At 63.3% G+C, this 14,473-nt stretch carries 18 protein-coding genes; 12 read left to right on the top strand and 6 right to left on the bottom strand.

What is annotated here, in order from left to right:
* The first annotated feature begins 84 nt into the window (after nucleotides 1-84).
* A complete protein-coding gene (locus tag LGT41_RS00820) occupies nucleotides 85-543 on the top strand; it encodes an Lrp/AsnC family transcriptional regulator (protein WP_274128100.1) in 459 nt (152 codons plus the stop codon).
* Here the strand turns inward: LGT41_RS00820 and LGT41_RS00815 are convergent.
* On the bottom strand, nucleotides 538-867 hold the full coding sequence (locus tag LGT41_RS00815; protein WP_274128099.1) for an AzlD domain-containing protein: 330 nt from the start codon (nucleotides 865-867) through the stop codon (nucleotides 538-540). The two genes, LGT41_RS00820 and LGT41_RS00815, sit on opposite strands and share 6 nt — an antisense overlap.
* Nucleotides 851-1,561 carry an AzlC family ABC transporter permease gene (locus LGT41_RS00810; protein ID WP_274128098.1) on the bottom strand — a complete coding sequence of 237 codons (711 nt, stop codon included), beginning with the start codon at nucleotides 1,559-1,561 and terminating at the stop codon, nucleotides 851-853. Before LGT41_RS00810 ends, LGT41_RS00815 begins: the two co-directional genes overlap by 17 nt.
* Before the next feature lie 71 nt (nucleotides 1,562-1,632).
* On the opposite strand from LGT41_RS00810, the gene LGT41_RS00805 reads away from it, so the two are divergent.
* The 6 genes from LGT41_RS00805 to LGT41_RS00780 are packed head-to-tail and all read left to right on the top strand — an operon-like array spanning nucleotide 1,633 to nucleotide 5,687.
* Entirely contained in the window at nucleotides 1,633-2,505 is an 873-nt protein-coding gene (locus tag LGT41_RS00805) for a formate dehydrogenase accessory sulfurtransferase FdhD (protein ID WP_274128097.1), read from the top strand.
* Nucleotides 2,502-2,783, top strand: a complete 282-nt coding sequence (locus LGT41_RS00800; protein WP_274128096.1) for a hypothetical protein — start codon at nucleotides 2,502-2,504, stop codon at nucleotides 2,781-2,783. The genes LGT41_RS00805 and LGT41_RS00800 overlap by 4 nt, the downstream gene beginning before the upstream one ends.
* Entirely contained in the window at nucleotides 2,776-3,318 is a 543-nt protein-coding gene (locus tag LGT41_RS00795; RefSeq protein WP_274128095.1) for a hypothetical protein, read from the top strand. The genes LGT41_RS00800 and LGT41_RS00795 overlap by 8 nt, the downstream gene beginning before the upstream one ends.
* Nucleotides 3,315-3,914, top strand: a complete 600-nt coding sequence (gene mobA, locus LGT41_RS00790) for a molybdenum cofactor guanylyltransferase MobA (RefSeq protein ID WP_274128094.1) — start codon at nucleotides 3,315-3,317, stop codon at nucleotides 3,912-3,914. The genes LGT41_RS00795 and mobA overlap by 4 nt, the downstream gene beginning before the upstream one ends.
* 2 nt (nucleotides 3,915-3,916) lie before the next feature.
* Nucleotides 3,917-4,417 (top strand): molybdopterin-guanine dinucleotide biosynthesis protein B, encoded by a 501-nt coding sequence (mobB, locus tag LGT41_RS00785; RefSeq protein WP_274128093.1) that lies wholly within the window; start codon nucleotides 3,917-3,919, stop codon nucleotides 4,415-4,417.
* On the top strand, nucleotides 4,410-5,687 hold the full coding sequence (locus LGT41_RS00780; RefSeq protein ID WP_274128092.1) for a molybdopterin-binding protein: 1,278 nt from the start codon (nucleotides 4,410-4,412) through the stop codon (nucleotides 5,685-5,687). The genes mobB and LGT41_RS00780 overlap by 8 nt, the downstream gene beginning before the upstream one ends.
* Here the strand turns inward: LGT41_RS00780 and LGT41_RS00775 are convergent.
* The 3 genes from LGT41_RS00775 to LGT41_RS00765 all read right to left on the bottom strand — a co-directional run bounded on the left by LGT41_RS00775 (nucleotide 5,684) and on the right by LGT41_RS00765 (nucleotide 8,009).
* Complete coding sequence (locus LGT41_RS00775; RefSeq protein ID WP_274128091.1) at nucleotides 5,684-6,718, bottom strand: hypothetical protein; 1,035 nt, start codon at nucleotides 6,716-6,718, stop codon at nucleotides 5,684-5,686. The two genes, LGT41_RS00780 and LGT41_RS00775, sit on opposite strands and share 4 nt — an antisense overlap.
* A 17-nt stretch (nucleotides 6,719-6,735) precedes the next feature.
* Nucleotides 6,736-7,206 carry a transcription elongation factor GreA gene (gene greA / locus LGT41_RS00770; RefSeq protein ID WP_274128090.1) on the bottom strand — a complete coding sequence of 157 codons (471 nt, stop codon included), beginning with the start codon at nucleotides 7,204-7,206 and terminating at the stop codon, nucleotides 6,736-6,738.
* A gap of 137 nt (nucleotides 7,207-7,343) precedes the next feature.
* The gene (locus LGT41_RS00765; RefSeq protein ID WP_274128089.1) at nucleotides 7,344-8,009 is read right to left on the bottom strand and encodes a DNA alkylation repair protein; all 666 of its coding nucleotides are present in this window, start codon (nucleotides 8,007-8,009) and stop codon (nucleotides 7,344-7,346) included.
* Between the two features lie 148 nt (nucleotides 8,010-8,157).
* On the opposite strand from LGT41_RS00765, the gene LGT41_RS00760 reads away from it, so the two are divergent.
* From LGT41_RS00760 to LGT41_RS00750, 3 genes are all read left to right on the top strand, one after another.
* Entirely contained in the window at nucleotides 8,158-9,813 is a 1,656-nt protein-coding gene (locus LGT41_RS00760; protein ID WP_274128088.1) for an electron transfer flavoprotein-ubiquinone oxidoreductase, read from the top strand.
* Between the two features lie 88 nt (nucleotides 9,814-9,901).
* The gene (locus LGT41_RS00755; protein WP_274128087.1) at nucleotides 9,902-11,587 is read left to right on the top strand and encodes a tetratricopeptide repeat protein; all 1,686 of its coding nucleotides are present in this window, start codon (nucleotides 9,902-9,904) and stop codon (nucleotides 11,585-11,587) included.
* Nucleotides 11,574-12,413, top strand: coding sequence for a 4-(cytidine 5'-diphospho)-2-C-methyl-D-erythritol kinase (locus LGT41_RS00750; RefSeq protein ID WP_274128086.1), 840 nt, complete (start codon nucleotides 11,574-11,576; stop codon nucleotides 12,411-12,413). The genes LGT41_RS00755 and LGT41_RS00750 overlap by 14 nt, the downstream gene beginning before the upstream one ends.
* On the opposite strand, the gene LGT41_RS00745 is transcribed toward LGT41_RS00750, so the two are convergent.
* Complete coding sequence (locus LGT41_RS00745; RefSeq protein ID WP_274128085.1) at nucleotides 12,410-13,399, bottom strand: polyprenyl synthetase family protein; 990 nt, start codon at nucleotides 13,397-13,399, stop codon at nucleotides 12,410-12,412. The two genes, LGT41_RS00750 and LGT41_RS00745, sit on opposite strands and share 4 nt — an antisense overlap.
* A gap of 53 nt (nucleotides 13,400-13,452) precedes the next feature.
* Here LGT41_RS00745 and LGT41_RS00740 point away from each other — a divergent pair, with 53 nt between their 5' ends.
* Both LGT41_RS00740 and LGT41_RS00735 read left to right on the top strand, forming a co-directional pair.
* Nucleotides 13,453-13,668 carry a putative signal transducing protein gene (locus LGT41_RS00740; RefSeq protein ID WP_274128084.1) on the top strand — a complete coding sequence of 72 codons (216 nt, stop codon included), beginning with the start codon at nucleotides 13,453-13,455 and terminating at the stop codon, nucleotides 13,666-13,668.
* Between the two features lie 3 nt (nucleotides 13,669-13,671).
* Nucleotides 13,672-14,448: a tRNA1(Val) (adenine(37)-N6)-methyltransferase gene (locus LGT41_RS00735; protein ID WP_274128083.1), complete on the top strand. Its 777-nt coding sequence runs from the start codon at nucleotides 13,672-13,674 to the stop codon at nucleotides 14,446-14,448.
* The last annotated feature ends 25 nt before the right edge of the window (nucleotides 14,449-14,473 follow it).

Here is a 14,473-nt window from a genome sequence, read left to right as displayed (position 1 = left end):
GCATTGCAAATATCGGTTGTGCAGTGCAGAAGAAATGCACGATTTAACTGAAAAAGTGCAACATGGCGCAAGGATTGTGCATAAATGCAAATAGATGCGATTGATCTGAAGATTCTGTCGATCCTGCAGAAAGAGGGGCGGTTGCCCAATTCCGACCTTGCCGAGCGGATCGCGCTTTCACCTTCGGCCTGCTATCGCCGTGTGCAGCGGCTCGAGGCAGAGGGGATCATCCGCGACTATGTGGCGCTGCTGGATCCGCGCGCAATGGGGCGGCGGGCGACGGTCTTTGTCGAGATCACGCTTTCGGGCCAGTCAGATGAGATCATGGAGGCGTTCGAGCGGCAGGTGGCGCTGGTGCCCGATGTGATGGAATGCCACCTGATGGCGGGTTCGGCAGATTATATCCTGAAGGTGGTCGCGCATGATACCGATGATTTTGCGCGCATCCACAAACAATATCTGGCGCGCCTGCCCGGCGTGGCGCAGATGCAAAGCAGCTTTGCGCTGCGCACCGTGTTCAAAACCACAGCCCTGCCGCTATAGCGCCAGCAGCCCGTAAAGCACCACCAGCCCGGCGGCAATCGACCACAGGGTCGAGCGCATATAGGCCCCGATCAGCAGGGCCACGATGATGGCCGACAGGCGTATCGGTTCAAGCACGCCGCCCGTCGCCTCGGGCCAGGCCACAAGCGGGGCGACAATGCCGGGCATGATGGCCACGGGCACATAGCGCAGATGTCGCAGCGCCCAATCCGGCATTTGCCGCGCGCCGATCAGCCCCAGGAATGAAAAGCGGATCAGCCAGGTGCCAAGACCCAGCAGCAGGATGGTCGCCCAGATGGCAAAATCGCTAATGGGTTCGGGCATGGCGCTTCATCCATTGTTCAACGGCGGCCCCGGTCATCATGGCCAGAATTCCGGCGATGAGCAGCCACAGGTTATAGGGCAGAAAGGCCAGCACCAGCGACACCACGACCGATACAAAGGCCGCAGCGACATGGGGCAGGCTGCGCAGACTGGGGGCGACCATTGCCACAAAGGTGATTGGTAGGGCGAAATCGAGCGCATATTCGGGCGGGATGGCCGAGCCGACCAGCGCGCCCACAAGCGTGGAGCCATACCAGAACGGTGCCATGACGCAGAAAAAGCCCGCGAAATAGCCAAGCCGCTCGTCGATCGACATTGCGGGTGTGGCCTCATATTTCTGCACAGCGGCGATATAGTTCTGATCGACCAGCCCATAGGAAATGAGCGCGCGTTTCAAAAGCGGCGCTTCGCCCAGATAGGGGGCGAGCGAGGCGGAATACATGGCCATGCGCAGATTCACGGCCAGCCCGGTGGCCACGGCAATCAGCACCGGCCCGTTATCGACCAGCACAGCCACGGCGCTGAACTGGCCAGCACCCGCAATGACCAGCACCGTCATCGCCATTGTTTGCAAAAGATCGAACCCCGCCTCGGTGGCGACAACTCCGAAAAGCAGGCCGAAGGGCACGATCATCAGTGTAAATGGCAGGGCATGGCTTGCGCCAAGCCAAAAGGCCTTGCGGGTTGTGGACATCCGGGGACTCATTGGGCAAATTCAAAGCCTCCTTACCTTGCGGAATTTGCAGGGTCAAATTTGGATTTGTGATGGACGCCATGATAATTGCACCTGACCCGGCGCGAGCCGATCTGACGCGCGCGGTGCGCGGGCTGGACCAGAACGGCGTGGTTCAGGAGATACGCGTGGTCGAGGAGCGGCCGCTGACGATTTACCTCAACAGCCAGGAAATCGTGACGGCGATGACCATTGGCGATTATCCCGAATACCTTGGGGTGGGGTTTTTGCGCAATCAGGGCATGTTGCTGGAGGCCGATGTGCTGACGGCGGTGGACTATGATGACGAGCTGGAGGTTGTTGTCGTGCGCACCGAACGCGCCACGAATTACGAAGACAAGCTCAAACGCAAGACCCGCACCAGCGGTTGCGCGGTGGGCACGGTGTTTGGCGATATGATGGAGGCGATCGAGGGGCTGGTGCTGCCCGATATGGCGGTGAAAACATCCGATCTTTATGCGCTGGCCCACGCGATCAACACCATGCCAAGCCTGTATCTGGCGGCGGGCGCGATCCACGGCTCGGTTCTGTGCAAAGGCGCGCAGCCGCTTGTGTATATGGAGGATGTGGGCCGGCATAACGCGGTTGACAAAATCGCCGGCTGGATGCGGATGGAAGGCGTGCGCGCGGCCGACAAGGTGATGTATACGACCGGGCGGCTGACCTCGGAAATGGTGATCAAATGCGCGCAAATGGGCATTCCGGTGCTGGCCTCACGCTCGGGCTTTACGGCATGGGGGGTGGAAATTGCGCAGAAGGTGGGCCTGACGCTGATCGGGCGGATGCGCGGACGGCGGTTCATGTGCCTCAGCGGCGAAGGGCGGCTTGTGTGGGATGCCGACCCGGCGCAAGTGGCGGATGAGGATAAGCGCACAAGGCGCAAATCGGCGGAGGATGCGGAGTGAGCAAGGTGCCGCCGATTGTGATTGAAGCCGGCCATGTCGAGAGCGCCACGCGTGAGGCGCAGGCCTGGGCAGCACGGCGCAATACCCATTGGGCCTTGCAGCTTTATACGGTGTTCAATTGCGGGCTGTTCGTGCATTGCGGCCCGCTTGTGCATTGTGTTGCCCGCGACCCCCAAAACCCCGATGATCTGTCGCGCAGACAGGCTGAAAAGGCTGTGATGGCGCTTTGGGCGCAGAAGGGGCCGAATGCAGCGGCCGGAAAGGATGCGCATGGCTGAACAGGGCCAGATCATCATTGCCACGCAATATCATGACGACACCTCGGCAGCACTTCAGGCCTGGGGGCGGCGCTCGCTCTTGCCGCTCTGGATGCAGGCGGCGCAGCTTTTGGGGGGCTGCGTGCTGGGGATAACCTCGGCGGCGGGAATTTTGTTCCTTACCCAGATCGGGCTATACGAGATCGATCCGCAGCTTGTGAATGGCGCCTGGCGGCTGTTTCCGCTTGTAACCTTTACCGCGCTCTTGTTTTTGTGGAGCCGTGCGATGCGTTTTCAGATGGGCAAGATGTCGCGCCCAATTGGGGATGGGGCCGAGCGCTATCGCTTTCATGCCGAAGGGTTTGAGGAAGAGATTGACGGGGCCGCGCGCCAGTATGACTGGCGGACGGTCGGCGATATGGCCGCCAAGCGCGATGCGCTGTTCTTGCGCACCGGCACGGTGCTGCACGCCGTGTATCTGGGCGAGATCGAGGACAAGGCGGCGCGGGCCGCGCTTGTGGCGCGCATTCGTGCGCTTTGGCAGGCCGCGAAATGAAGATCGCGGGCGTTATTCTTGCAGGGGGTTTGGCCAGGCGCATGGGCGGGGGCGACAAGGCGCTGTTGCCGCTGGGCAATCGCACGCTGCTTGATCAGGTGATCGCGCGGCTTGCACCGCAGGTGGATGCTGTGGTGCTGAACGCCAATGGCGATGCGGCGCGGTTTGCCCGCTTCGGCCTGCCGGTGGTGGCCGATTCGGTGGACGGGTTTGCTGGGCCGCTGGCGGGCGTGCTGGCCGGGCTGGACTGGGCGGGCGCGCATGGCTTTGATGCGGTGCTAAGCGTGGCGGGTGATACGCCGTTCTTTCCGCAAGACCTGGCCGCGCGGCTGATGGCGGCGCGCGCGGGCCAGCCGATTGCTATGGCCGCCGGGCCGGGCGCGCCGCGCGCCGCGCGCCACCCGACCTTCGCGCTTTGGGATGTTTCGCTTGCCAATGCGCTGCGGCTTGCGCTGGATCAAGGCACGCGCAAGGTGGTTCAGTTTAGCGATGCGGCGGGCTGTGCAACTTGCGTGTTCGAGGGCGGCGATGATCCGTTCTTCAACGTCAATACGCCCGAGGATTTGCAAGCGGCGCAAGCGCGCGCGAAAGGATGAATATGCAGCGGGTTTACGGCGTTGTCGGCTGGAAAAACATGGGAAAGACCACGCTGGTGGAGCGGCTTGTCGCCACGTTCGCCGCGCGGGGGTTCACGGTTTCGACCATCAAACACGCGCATCATCAGGTGGATGTGGACCATGAGGGCAAGGATAGCTGGCGGCACCGCGCGGCGGGGGCGGGCGAGGTGCTTGTGGCATCCTCCAGCCGCTGGGCCTTGATGCACGAACTGCGCGGGGCGACGCCGCCAAGCCTTGCCGAGCTTCTGGCCAGGCTGTCGCCCTGCGATCTGGTGCTTGTGGAGGGCTATAAGCGCGATGGCCATGCGAAGGTGGAGGCGGCGTTGCGACAAGGGCGCGAAGGGTTGATCGCCGCGCATGATGACACCGTGAAGGCGGTGGCGGCGGGATATGAGACCGGCCCGCTGGACCGTGCGCGTTTTGATCTGAACGATGTCGAGGCGATTGCCGACTTTATTGCGGCGGAGGTGGGGCTTGGATAGGCGCAAAACGCTGGCGGATGACTGTTTTGCCCTGCCACCGGGTGTGGACTGGACCCCGGTTGACGTGGCACTTGCACGGCTGCGCGAAGGAATGGCGCCGGTTGCGGGCATCGAGCCCGCGCCCGCCGCAGCGGCCCTGGGCCGCTTGCTGGCAGCCCCGGTTTTTGCGGCGCGCGCCAATCCGCCGGGCGCAAATGCTGCGGTGGATGGCTATGGTCTGGCACATGCATCGCTTGGCGTCGATGGTGCGGGCGATTTGCAACTGCTTGCGGGCCGCGCGGCGGCGGGCGCGCCTTTTGGCCGTGCGGTGCCAGCAGGGGCGGCGCTGCGCATTCTGACCGGCGCGCTGGTGCCCGAAGGTGTGGACAGCATTGTGATGCAAGAAGATGTCACGCTGACAGGTGGGCGGCTGCGCTTCAAACCAGGGCTGAAACCAGGCGCGAACCTGCGCCGCGCGGGCGAGGATGTGGCGATGGGGGCCGAGGTTTTGCCCGCTGGCCGGCGTTTGCGCGCGCCTGATCTGGCGCTGATTGCCGCCGTGGGTGTGGCCGAGGTGCTTGTTTTTGAGCGCTTGCGCGTTGGTGTTCTATCAAGCGGTGATGAGCTTTGCGCCCCCGGCACGGCCAGCGCGCCGCACCAGACCCATGACGCAAACCGCCCGATGCTGCTGGCCATGATGCAGGCCTTCGGGCATGAGCCGGTCGATCTGGGGCATGTCGGCGATGACCCCGCCGCGCTGAAATCCGCGCTGGATGCGGGGGCGGCACGCTGTGATGCGATCCTGACGAGCGGCGGCGCTTCGGCGGGGGATGAGGACCATCTGAGCGCGGTGATCAGCGCGCATGGCCGCCTGCAAACCTGGCGCGTGGCCATGAAACCGGGCCGCCCGCTGGCGCTGGGGTTGTGGCCCGCCGCGCAAGGGCGCAACCTGCCGATATTCGGCCTGCCGGGCAACCCGGTGGCGGCCTGCATTTGCACGTTGGTCATGGCGCGCCCGGCGCTTTCGGTGCTGGCGGGCGGGGGCTGGCAACAGCCTGCGGGGCTGATGCTGCCGGCGGCGTTCTCCAAATCCAAAAAGGCAGGCCGGCGGGAATATCTGCGCGCCCGGCTGAATGCGGATGGCGCGGTCGAAACCTACCATTCCGAGGGTTCGGGCCGCATTGCCGGGCTGGCCTGGGCCGATGGTCTGGTGGAACTGCCCGATGCTGCGGGCACGGTAGCGCCCGGCGATAGGGTGCGCTATTTCAGCTTTGCAGAATTCGGCCTTTAGCCGAACATTCCGCTGACGCGGCCAAGCAGCATGAAGGCGCGGCCGGTGCGGGTATTGGCAAGGGCTTCGATATGCTTGTCTTCGCCATCGCGGCAAAATTCGCGCAGCACGATGTCAAACCGGCGCTGGAAATGCAGCGCGGCGTCGCGGAAAATCGGATCGTTGCGCATCCGGCCACGGGCCAGGGCAATGGCGGTCACATCGCGGATGCCGCCAACCGGGTCCATCTCGCGGCCACGTTCGCCTTCGGAAAAGCGGCGCCATTCGCGGGCCTTGGCAACCTCGGGCTTGAGGTCATCCATGTAAATACCATCCTGGGCCAGCAGGTTCATGATGTCTTCTGAGGCGCGCAAACACAGCGAGGCATTGCGGTGGCGCATGGCAATGCGCAGCGCGCGAAACCCGTCTTTGTCTTTCTCATCGGTGGGGAAATTCAGCGCATGGATAAGCTCGCCCCAGTTGGGCGGGGTATGGGGCAGGCGCACCTCGGTCTGGCCAAGCGGCAGGGTGGCCTGGTCAAGCTCGGCCATAGGCTGCCCGATGGGGGCGGCTTCGTCTTTCGGGGCAGACAGCATGGATGCGGCCTGACTGTCGCGCCCGGCCACCTGCGCATGAAGCAGGGCGACAAGCGCGGTTTCCACCTGCTGAAGCTGCTGGCCGATCGACTCCATCCTGTCGCGCGTCTCAACCAGCGCGCGGCTGTCGGGCTGGGCAACGACGCGGGCGGTTTGCGTATTGGGCGCGCTGGTATGCAGGCGCTTTACGGCAGCGGCCAGTTCGGCCGCCTCGAGCTGCACTTCGCGTGTGCGCGCCAAAAGCTGCACGCAAAACCAGACAAGCACCAGCGGCAGCAGGGCCGCCAGCACGAATAACAGCAGATCGAGCGCGCCGGCCCCGGTGGCGGCCTCGCCGCCGAACAGGCCGAAATACCCCGCCGCATAGGCGCCTATGCCGATGACCCACACAATGCTGACCCCCGCGGCGATGACCGTGTCACGCAGCGCGGTGGTCTTGTTGGCCTGTAGCTCCATCGGCTCTTTGCCCCTTTTCAGATGTAGCGGATCGAGAGAATCTCGTAGGATTTGCGCCCACCGGGGGTGACGACTTCAACGCTGTCGCCCTCTTCCTTGCCGATCAGCGCGCGCGCCAGAGGCGATTTCATGTTGAGCAGGCCCGCGTCGATATCCGCTTCAGCCTCGCCCACAATCTGAAAGGTCTTTTCCTCGTCGCTATCTTCATCGACCAGTTCGACCGTTGCGCCAAACTTCGCCGTGCCCGACATTTTGGACACATCGATGACATCGGCCAGCCCGAGAATGCCCTCAAGCTCCTTGATGCGCCCTTCCACAAAGCTCTGGCGTTCGCGCGCCGCGTGGTATTCGGCGTTCTCCGACAAATCGCCATGCTCGCGCGCTTCGGCAATGGCGCGGATGATCGCGGGCCGCTCGCTCGATTTCAGGTGTTTCAGCTCGGCTTCAAGCTTGGCAAAGCCGCGCGCGGTGAGGGGAATCTTTTCCATATGGTCGTCTTTTCATTCTGCTCTGCCACCCCAGAGCAAACCCGGGGCGGATTGGTTTAGCAAGCACAATAGGAAGCGGTTAGCGCACGTGCAAGCACAGAGGCGGGAAAGCCAGAAAACTCGGCGCATTTACGCGATTATGCCGTGGCAACTGCTTGCCGGCGCACCATTTCCCCAATCCAGAGCGGGGCGAAGGGCGAGGTGCAGCCTTTGGGTGTAGGGTAGTCGCGGAAAATGCCCAGACGCTCGCCAATGTCCAGCGCGCGGGGGCGCAGCGCGGCATGATGAATGCCGATATTGGCCAGCGCCATATTCATGGTCCATTGCACTTCGGGCGGGGCTGCGGGCATTTCGGCTTCAATCCGGTCGAGCAATGCAGGCAAATCAAGCCCATCGGGGGTTTTTTCAATGCGCTCGGCGGTCAGGCTCCACCCCGCACGCGCGGCCATCGGGTGGGGTGCCTGCATCCAGTCGGCACGCAGCGTTTCCTTGTTCGGGTGCTTCTTGATGACATAGGCTGACAGCCAGTCGGCCACCTGCATTTCAGAATTTGCGCAAACCAGTGCCGTAACCTCATCCGCCGCCAGCGCCTTTGGATCGATGATGAGAATGGCCAGCAGGCGCGCCTCGAACACATCGGTTTGCCACAGGTCCAGCGCCAGCGCGTGGTTGGTTCCGAGCGGCTTGGCCAGTTTGCGGATATCGCCCAGTTTCACGCCGAATTGCTGGCTATGCACCCCGCGATTGGCGTTCTGGCCGCGCAGCTTTTCACTGCCCAGCCCTTCGAGGTCATTCAAAATCATGCGCGTGTCCATCGGCCCATTAAAGCGCGAAACGCCCCCCACGTCACCCCCGCATTTGGTGGCGAAACCCAAGCCAGAGCCCCGCTTTCGATTGACCGTTATGCCGAGGCTGCGTTAGGTGTGAGCAACTGATCTTGGGGAGAGTGCAATGAGCGCAGTGGAACGCGAAGCGGCTGAATATGATGTGGTGATTGTCGGGGCCGGGCCTGCGGGCCTTTCGGCGGCGATCCGGCTCAAGCAGATCAACCCCGAATTGGCGGTTGTGGTGCTGGAAAAGGGCGCGGAAGTTGGCGCGCATATCCTTTCGGGCGCGGTGCTGGACCCGTGCGGGCTGAACCGTTTGCTGCCCGACTGGCGCAGTATGGGCGCGCCGATTGAAACCGAAGTGACCGAGGATAAATTCCTGCTCATGGGGCAGGGCGGCGCGCTGCGCCTGCCGAATTTCATTCTGCCGCCGCTGATGAGCAACCACGGCAATTACATCGTGAGCATGGGCAATGTCTGCCGCTGGCTGGCCGAGCAGGCCGAAGGTTTAGGCGTGGAGATTTTCCCCGGCATGGCCTGTTCCGACCTTGTCTGGAACGAGGATGGCAGCCTGAAAGGCGTGGTTGCCGGTGTGTTCGGCCTGAATGCCGATGGCAGCGAGGGGCCGAATTACGAGCCCGGCATGGAGCTGCACGGCAAATATGTGTTCCTGAGCGAGGGCGCGCGCGGCAGCCTGTCCAAGCAGGTGATTGCCAGGTTTGATCTGGCAAAAGATTGCGATGTGCCAAAATTCGGCCTTGGCATGAAAGAGATTTGGGACGTGAAGCCCGAGAACCACAAACAGGGGCAGGTCACGCATTCGCTTGGCTGGCCACTGGGGTGGAGGGCTGGCGGCGGCTCCTTCATGTATCATCTTGAAAACAATCAGGTTTATGTCGGTTACATCGTCGATCTGAACTACAAGAACCCGCATCTGTTTCCCTATATGGAGTTCCAGCGCTGGAAGCACCACCCCGATATTGCCAAGGTGCTTGAGGGTGGTAAACGCGTCTCTTATGGCGCGCGCGTGGTCACAAAGGGCGGTTACCAGTCCATTCCGCAAACCGCCTTTCCGGGCGGGGCGCTGTTGGGCTGTTCGGCCGGGCTGGTGAACCTGCCGCGCATCAAGGGCAACCATAACGCCATGCTGTCGGGCATTCATGCCGCCGATGCCGCGGCGGCCGCCATTGCGGCGGGCCGCGCGGGCGATGTGCTGGCCGATTATGACAAAGTGCTGAAATCCGGCCCCGTGGGCAAGGATTTGAAGCGTGTGCGCAATGCGGCCCCGATCAATGCACGCTTTGGCCCGCTGATCGGCATGTTCATTTCGGGCTTTGATATGTGGGTGGCCAATCTTACCGGCTGGAACCCGCTTGGCACGCGCAAACATGGCAAGTCTGACGCCGACGCCACCGGCAAGGCGGCCGATTATCCGGTCATCGACTACCCCAAGCCCGATGGCAAGCTCAGCTTTGACCGGCTGACCAATGTGGCGTTTTCCGCCACCAACCATGCCGAGGATGAGCCCTGTCATCTGGTATTGGCTGACCCGTCCATCCCCATTGGCGTGAACCTGCCCGACTATGCCGAGCCCGCGCAGCGGTATTGCCCGGCCGGTGTTTATGAGGTGATTCGCGATGCCGATGGCAGCAATCCGCGCTTTCAGATCAACGCCCAAAACTGCGTGCATTGCAAAACCTGCGACATCAAGGACCCAAGCAAGAACATTACCTGGGTCGTGCCGCAAGGCGGCGAGGGGCCGGCTTACCCGAATATGTGATCGCGCCGGCCGCCTGCCTGCGTTGCACTCGCCTGCCCGGCAGCCTAACCTGCTGGGCATACGGATTATAGCAAAGAGCGAGCCTTTTATGCCCAGACCCACCCGCGTTTTCGTTGCCCTATTGGCGTTGCATCTGTCGCTTGCGCCGGCCTTGGCCCAGGAAGAAGGCGCCGGGGCCTATCTGGCCGCCGTTGTGGCCACGCGCGATGGTGCATTCGAGGCGGGCGCGCGCTACTATGCCGCCGGGCTGGCCGAAGCGCCGGGCAATCCGGTCATGGCCCAGGGCGCGATGGTCACCCATGTCGCGATTGGCGATGTCGCCGGGGCGGTGGCCTTTGCCGAAACAATGGCGGCCTTGGGCGCGCGGGACGAATTTTCGGGCACATTGGTGCCGGTTTCGGCAATGGTCTCGGGCGATTTCGAGGCGGCGCTGGCGGCGCTCGACGATGAAACGCTTACCCAGAACCCGATGCTGAACCAGTTGCTTTCGGGCTGGGCCGCCATTGGGGCCGGGCAGTTTGGCGACGGGGTCGCACGGTTCGAGGCGCTGAATACAACCAGCGGTCTGCGCGGTGTGTCGGCCTATCATCAGGCGCTTGCCAATGCCTATGTCGGCGATTTTGAAAGTGCGGCACGGCTGTATCAGGCGGCGGGCGAAGCGGCCTATGTCAGCCGTGGCGCGGTGCTGGCCCATGCGCAGATACTGGCAACGCTTGAAGATTATGAAGGCGCGCGCCTGCTGATGACCCGGGGCGCCGGTGCGCGTATCAACGATGCTGAAGCCAACGCGCTGCGCCGCAATGTCATTGCCGGCGCACCCGTTTCGTTTGACCGCGTTGCCAGCCCGCTTGATGGCGCCGCCGAGGCGCTGATGCTGATGGCCGAAGCCCTGCGCAACGATGATGCCTTGCGCCTGTCGCTGTTTTTCGCGCGGCTTGCGGCCTATCTGAACCCTGCGCGCGACGATGTCGCCGTGCTTATCGGCGATATTCTGGTTGGCGAGGGGCAGAATGCGCTGGCGCTGGCGGCCTATAACGCCGTGGATGATGATGCGCCGCTGGCGCTGGTTGCCCTGGCGGGCAAGGCGGGCGTGCTGGAGGCGCAAGGCGAAATCGATGCCGCCATTGAGGTGCTGCAAGACGCGATTGCCATGCAAGGCGAGGTGCCGAGCCTACTGAACATGCTGGGCGACGGGCTGCGCCGCGCCGCGCGCTTTGGCGAGGCGGTCGAGGTTTACAGCCGTGCGATTGCTGCGCTTGACAACCCCGAAGCGCCTTCGGCCTGGTCACTTTACTATGCCCGTGCCACCGCATTGGAGCGCGAAGACCGCTGGCCCGAGGCCGAGGCCGATTTGCGCCTGGCGCTGCAACTTTCCCCCGAGCAGCCGCTGGTGCTGAACATGTTGGGCTATTCGCTGGTTGACCGTGGCCTGGCGCTGGAAGAGGCGCTGGGCATGATCGAGCGCGCAATGGAACAACGCCCCGATGACGGCTATATCACCGACTCGCTTGGCTGGGCCTATTACCGGATGGGCCGCTATGACGAGGCGGTTTCGGTCATGCTCGACGCGGTGCTGCTGCGCCCCGGCGACGGAATTCTGAACGATCACTACGGCGATGTGCTATGGATGGTGGGACGGGAGCGCGAAGCCGCCTTCCAATGGCAACGCGCGCTAGACAGCCGCTCGACCGATATCGACCGCCCCCGGATTGAAGCAAAGCTCGAACGCGGTTTGGATGCGGTGCTTGAGGAAGAAGGAAATGGCAACCAGTAGCGCGTTTCATGAAACTGCCCCGGCCAAGGTGAACCTTGCGCTGCATGTGACCGGGCGGCGCAATGACGGCTACCACCTGCTCGACTCACTCGTTGTCTTTACCGATTACGGCGATCGTCTGGATATGACCACCGAAGGCTACGGGCTGCATCTGCATATTGGCGGTGCGTTCGCGCAGGCGCTGGATGCGCATGACAATATCATCTTGCGCGCCGCCCGGCTGATGATGCCCGAAGATGCAGGGGCCAAAATCACGCTTACCAAGAACCTGCCGGTCGCGGCAGGCATTGGCGGCGGCTCTGCCGATGCTGCTGCCATGCTGCGGCTGGCGGCGCGGGCCTGGAAGCGGCCGCTGCCCAAACTGGCCAAGCAGCTTGAACTTGGCTCCGATGTGCCGGTATGTATGCGCAATACCGCCCAGCATATGCGCGGCATTGGCGAGAATCTGGCCGAACTGCCCTGGCTGAAAGGGCTGCATCTGGTGCTGGTCAATCCCGGCATTGCGCTGCGCACTCCCGATGTATTTGCGCGCTTGAGCCTGCATGAGAACGCGCCAATGGCGGCATTGCCCAAAACTGCCAGAGGGTTTGCAAACTGGCTTGGCCAGCAGCGCAACGATATGCAGAGCGCCGCCGTATCGCTATGCCCGGTGATTGCCGACTGCCTTGCCGCGCTTGGCGGGCATGGGGCGCAGATTGCGCGGATGTCCGGCTCGGGCACCACCTGTTTCGGCTTGTTTGATGATGCCTATACCGCCGAAGCGGCGGCGCGGGCGATCGACCTTATGGCGCCCGGCTGGTGGGTGCGCGCCACGCAAACGCATTAAACCGCGCGGGCGACCACGAAATCTGTCAGATCGGCCAGCAAATCGCGCAGCCTGTGTGCGGGCAGCGGGGCAAGCGCGGCGCGCGCTTTGGCCGCCCAGTCAAGCGCGGCGCGGCGGGTATCGGCCAGCGCGCCGGTGCTGGCCAGATAATCCATCGCCTGTTCCACATCGCCCTCGCGCTGCTTGCCATCGGCAATGGTGCGGCTCCAGAAGGCGCGGGCCGTATCATCGGCGGCGGCAATCGCGCGGATGACGGGCAGGGTCAGCTTGCGTTCGCGGAAATCATCGCCGGTATTCTTGCCAAGGCTGGCGGCGGCACCGCTGTAATCAAGGTAATCATCGGTCATCTGAAAGGCGATGCCGAGTGCATCGCCATAGGCGCGCAGGGCGGTGCATTCGGCTTCGGGCCGGCCCGCGACTACGCCGCCAACCTCGCAGGCTGCCGCCATAAGGGCTGCGGTTTTGCCGCGCACAACCTGCAAATAGGTGGCCTCGGTGGTGGAAATGTCTTGCGCGGCAGTCAGTTGCAGCACCTCGCCTTCGGCGATTGTGGCCGAGGCATTGGCGAGAATATCGAGAATTTGCAAGCTTCCACATTCCACCATGAGCTGGAAGCTGCGCGAGAATAGATAATCGCCCACCAGCACCGATGTCTGGTTGTCCCACAGCAAATTGGCGCTGGGCCGCCCGCGCCGCTGCGCGCTTTCATCGACCACATCATCGTGCAAAAGCGTGGCGGTGTGGATGAATTCAACCGTAGCCGCCAGCTTGATGTGATCATCGCCGCCATAGCCGCACATGCGCGCCGTGGCCAGCGTCAGCAGCGGGCGCAGCCGCTTGCCACCCGCACCAACAAGATGTTGGGTGACTTGCGGAATGCGCGGCGCGTGTTCAGAGGCCATGCGCGCGGCAATCAGCGTGTTCACTTTTGCCATATCTTCGGCCAATTCGTGCTGAATTTCCGCAAAAGCGCCCCTGTCTGCCATAACCACCTGCTCCATGTCTCGACGTTGCGCTGTTTGCCCGATAATCTGCGCAGATGAAAGAGATTTTCCGCAGCACAGACCCGACCGAAATAGCCTTTGCCCGCGCCTTGCTCGAGGGTGAGGAGATTTCCGTTGTGGTGTTTGATGAGAATATGAGCGTGTTTTACGGCGGGATTGGCCTGTTCCCCCGCCGGGTGATGGTTGTGGATGATGATGCGCAAGAGGCCACACAGGTGCTGCGCGACAATGGTCTGGAAACGAAAGCCTAGCCGATGGGGTTTGCCGAATCCGCGCTCAGCCGGGATGCGTTTTTAAGCGGGCGGCTGTGGCTGGCGCAGCCCGTTGCGGGCTATCGCGCCGCAACCGACCCGGTGTTTCTGGCGGCCGCCGTGCCCGCGCAATCCGGCCAATCGGTGCTGGAACTTGGCTGCGGTGCAGGCGTGGCGCTGGCCGCGCTTAGCCGCCGTGTCGCCGGGCTTGATGCGCATGGCGTGGAATTGCAGCCCGATTATGCCGCGCTTGCGCGCCTGAATGCGGTGGAAAACGGGCTGCGGCTGACCATACATGACGGCGATCTTGCTGAAATGCCCGCCAGCCTGCGCGCGCTTAGTTTCGATCATGTCATGGCCAATCCGCCCTTTTACGCCGACCATGCCGGCACCGCCCCGCGCGATGCGGGCAAGGCGCGCGCCCAGCAGCAGCCGATGACCGCGCTGTCGGTCTGGGTGGATGCCGCGCTGCGCCGCCTGCATCCGCGCGGCATGATCACGCTCGTGCATCGGGCCGAGGCTTTGGGTGACATTCTTGCCGCGCTGAACGGGCGGGCGGGGGATGTGACCGTGCTGCCGCTGGCCGCGCGCCAGGGGCGCTGCGCCGGGCGCCTGATTGTGCAGGCGGTGAAGGGCGCGCGCGGCCCGCTGCGGCTGCTTGCGCCGCTCATCGTGCATGAAGGCGCGCAGCACGGGGCTGCCGATGATGCCTATAGCCCGGTTGCGCGCGCAATTCTGCGCGATATGGCGCCATTGGCACTTTTGCGCCCAGCGCGCTGAAGCCGGCCAAATTTTATGTGAAGCT

Origin of the sequence: Abyssibius alkaniclasticus (assembly GCF_020447305.1) — a bacterium.
Lineage (GTDB): Bacteria > Pseudomonadota > Alphaproteobacteria > Rhodobacterales > Rhodobacteraceae > Abyssibius > Abyssibius alkaniclasticus.
The sequence above is the reverse complement of the archived record's forward strand: the minus strand, read 5'-3'. Positions and strand labels throughout refer to the sequence as shown.

Excerpts from the sequence above, each read along its gene's own strand:
- LGT41_RS00820 (WP_274128100.1), top strand. The coding sequence starts at position 85 with ATGCAAATAGATGCGATTGATCTGAAGATTCTGTCGATCCTGCAGAAA.
- LGT41_RS00815 (WP_274128099.1), bottom strand. The coding sequence starts at position 867 with ATGCCCGAACCCATTAGCGATTTTGCCATCTGGGCGACCATCCTGCTG.
- LGT41_RS00810 (WP_274128098.1), bottom strand. The coding sequence starts at position 1,561 with ATGTCCACAACCCGCAAGGCCTTTTGGCTTGGCGCAAGCCATGCCCTG.
- LGT41_RS00805 (WP_274128097.1), top strand. The coding sequence starts at position 1,633 with ATGGACGCCATGATAATTGCACCTGACCCGGCGCGAGCCGATCTGACG.
- LGT41_RS00795 (WP_274128095.1), top strand. The coding sequence starts at position 2,776 with ATGGCTGAACAGGGCCAGATCATCATTGCCACGCAATATCATGACGAC.
- mobA (WP_274128094.1), top strand. The coding sequence starts at position 3,315 with ATGAAGATCGCGGGCGTTATTCTTGCAGGGGGTTTGGCCAGGCGCATG.
- mobB (WP_274128093.1), top strand. The coding sequence starts at position 3,917 with ATGCAGCGGGTTTACGGCGTTGTCGGCTGGAAAAACATGGGAAAGACC.
- LGT41_RS00775 (WP_274128091.1), bottom strand. The coding sequence starts at position 6,718 with ATGGAGCTACAGGCCAACAAGACCACCGCGCTGCGTGACACGGTCATC.
- greA (WP_274128090.1), bottom strand. The coding sequence starts at position 7,206 with ATGGAAAAGATTCCCCTCACCGCGCGCGGCTTTGCCAAGCTTGAAGCC.
- LGT41_RS00765 (WP_274128089.1), bottom strand. The coding sequence starts at position 8,009 with ATGATTTTGAATGACCTCGAAGGGCTGGGCAGTGAAAAGCTGCGCGGC.
- LGT41_RS00760 (WP_274128088.1), top strand. The coding sequence starts at position 8,158 with ATGAGCGCAGTGGAACGCGAAGCGGCTGAATATGATGTGGTGATTGTC.
- LGT41_RS00755 (WP_274128087.1), top strand. The coding sequence starts at position 9,902 with ATGCCCAGACCCACCCGCGTTTTCGTTGCCCTATTGGCGTTGCATCTG.
- LGT41_RS00750 (WP_274128086.1), top strand. The coding sequence starts at position 11,574 with ATGGCAACCAGTAGCGCGTTTCATGAAACTGCCCCGGCCAAGGTGAAC.
- LGT41_RS00745 (WP_274128085.1), bottom strand. The coding sequence starts at position 13,399 with ATGGCAGACAGGGGCGCTTTTGCGGAAATTCAGCACGAATTGGCCGAA.
- LGT41_RS00740 (WP_274128084.1), top strand. The coding sequence starts at position 13,453 with ATGAAAGAGATTTTCCGCAGCACAGACCCGACCGAAATAGCCTTTGCC.
- LGT41_RS00735 (WP_274128083.1), top strand. The coding sequence starts at position 13,672 with ATGGGGTTTGCCGAATCCGCGCTCAGCCGGGATGCGTTTTTAAGCGGG.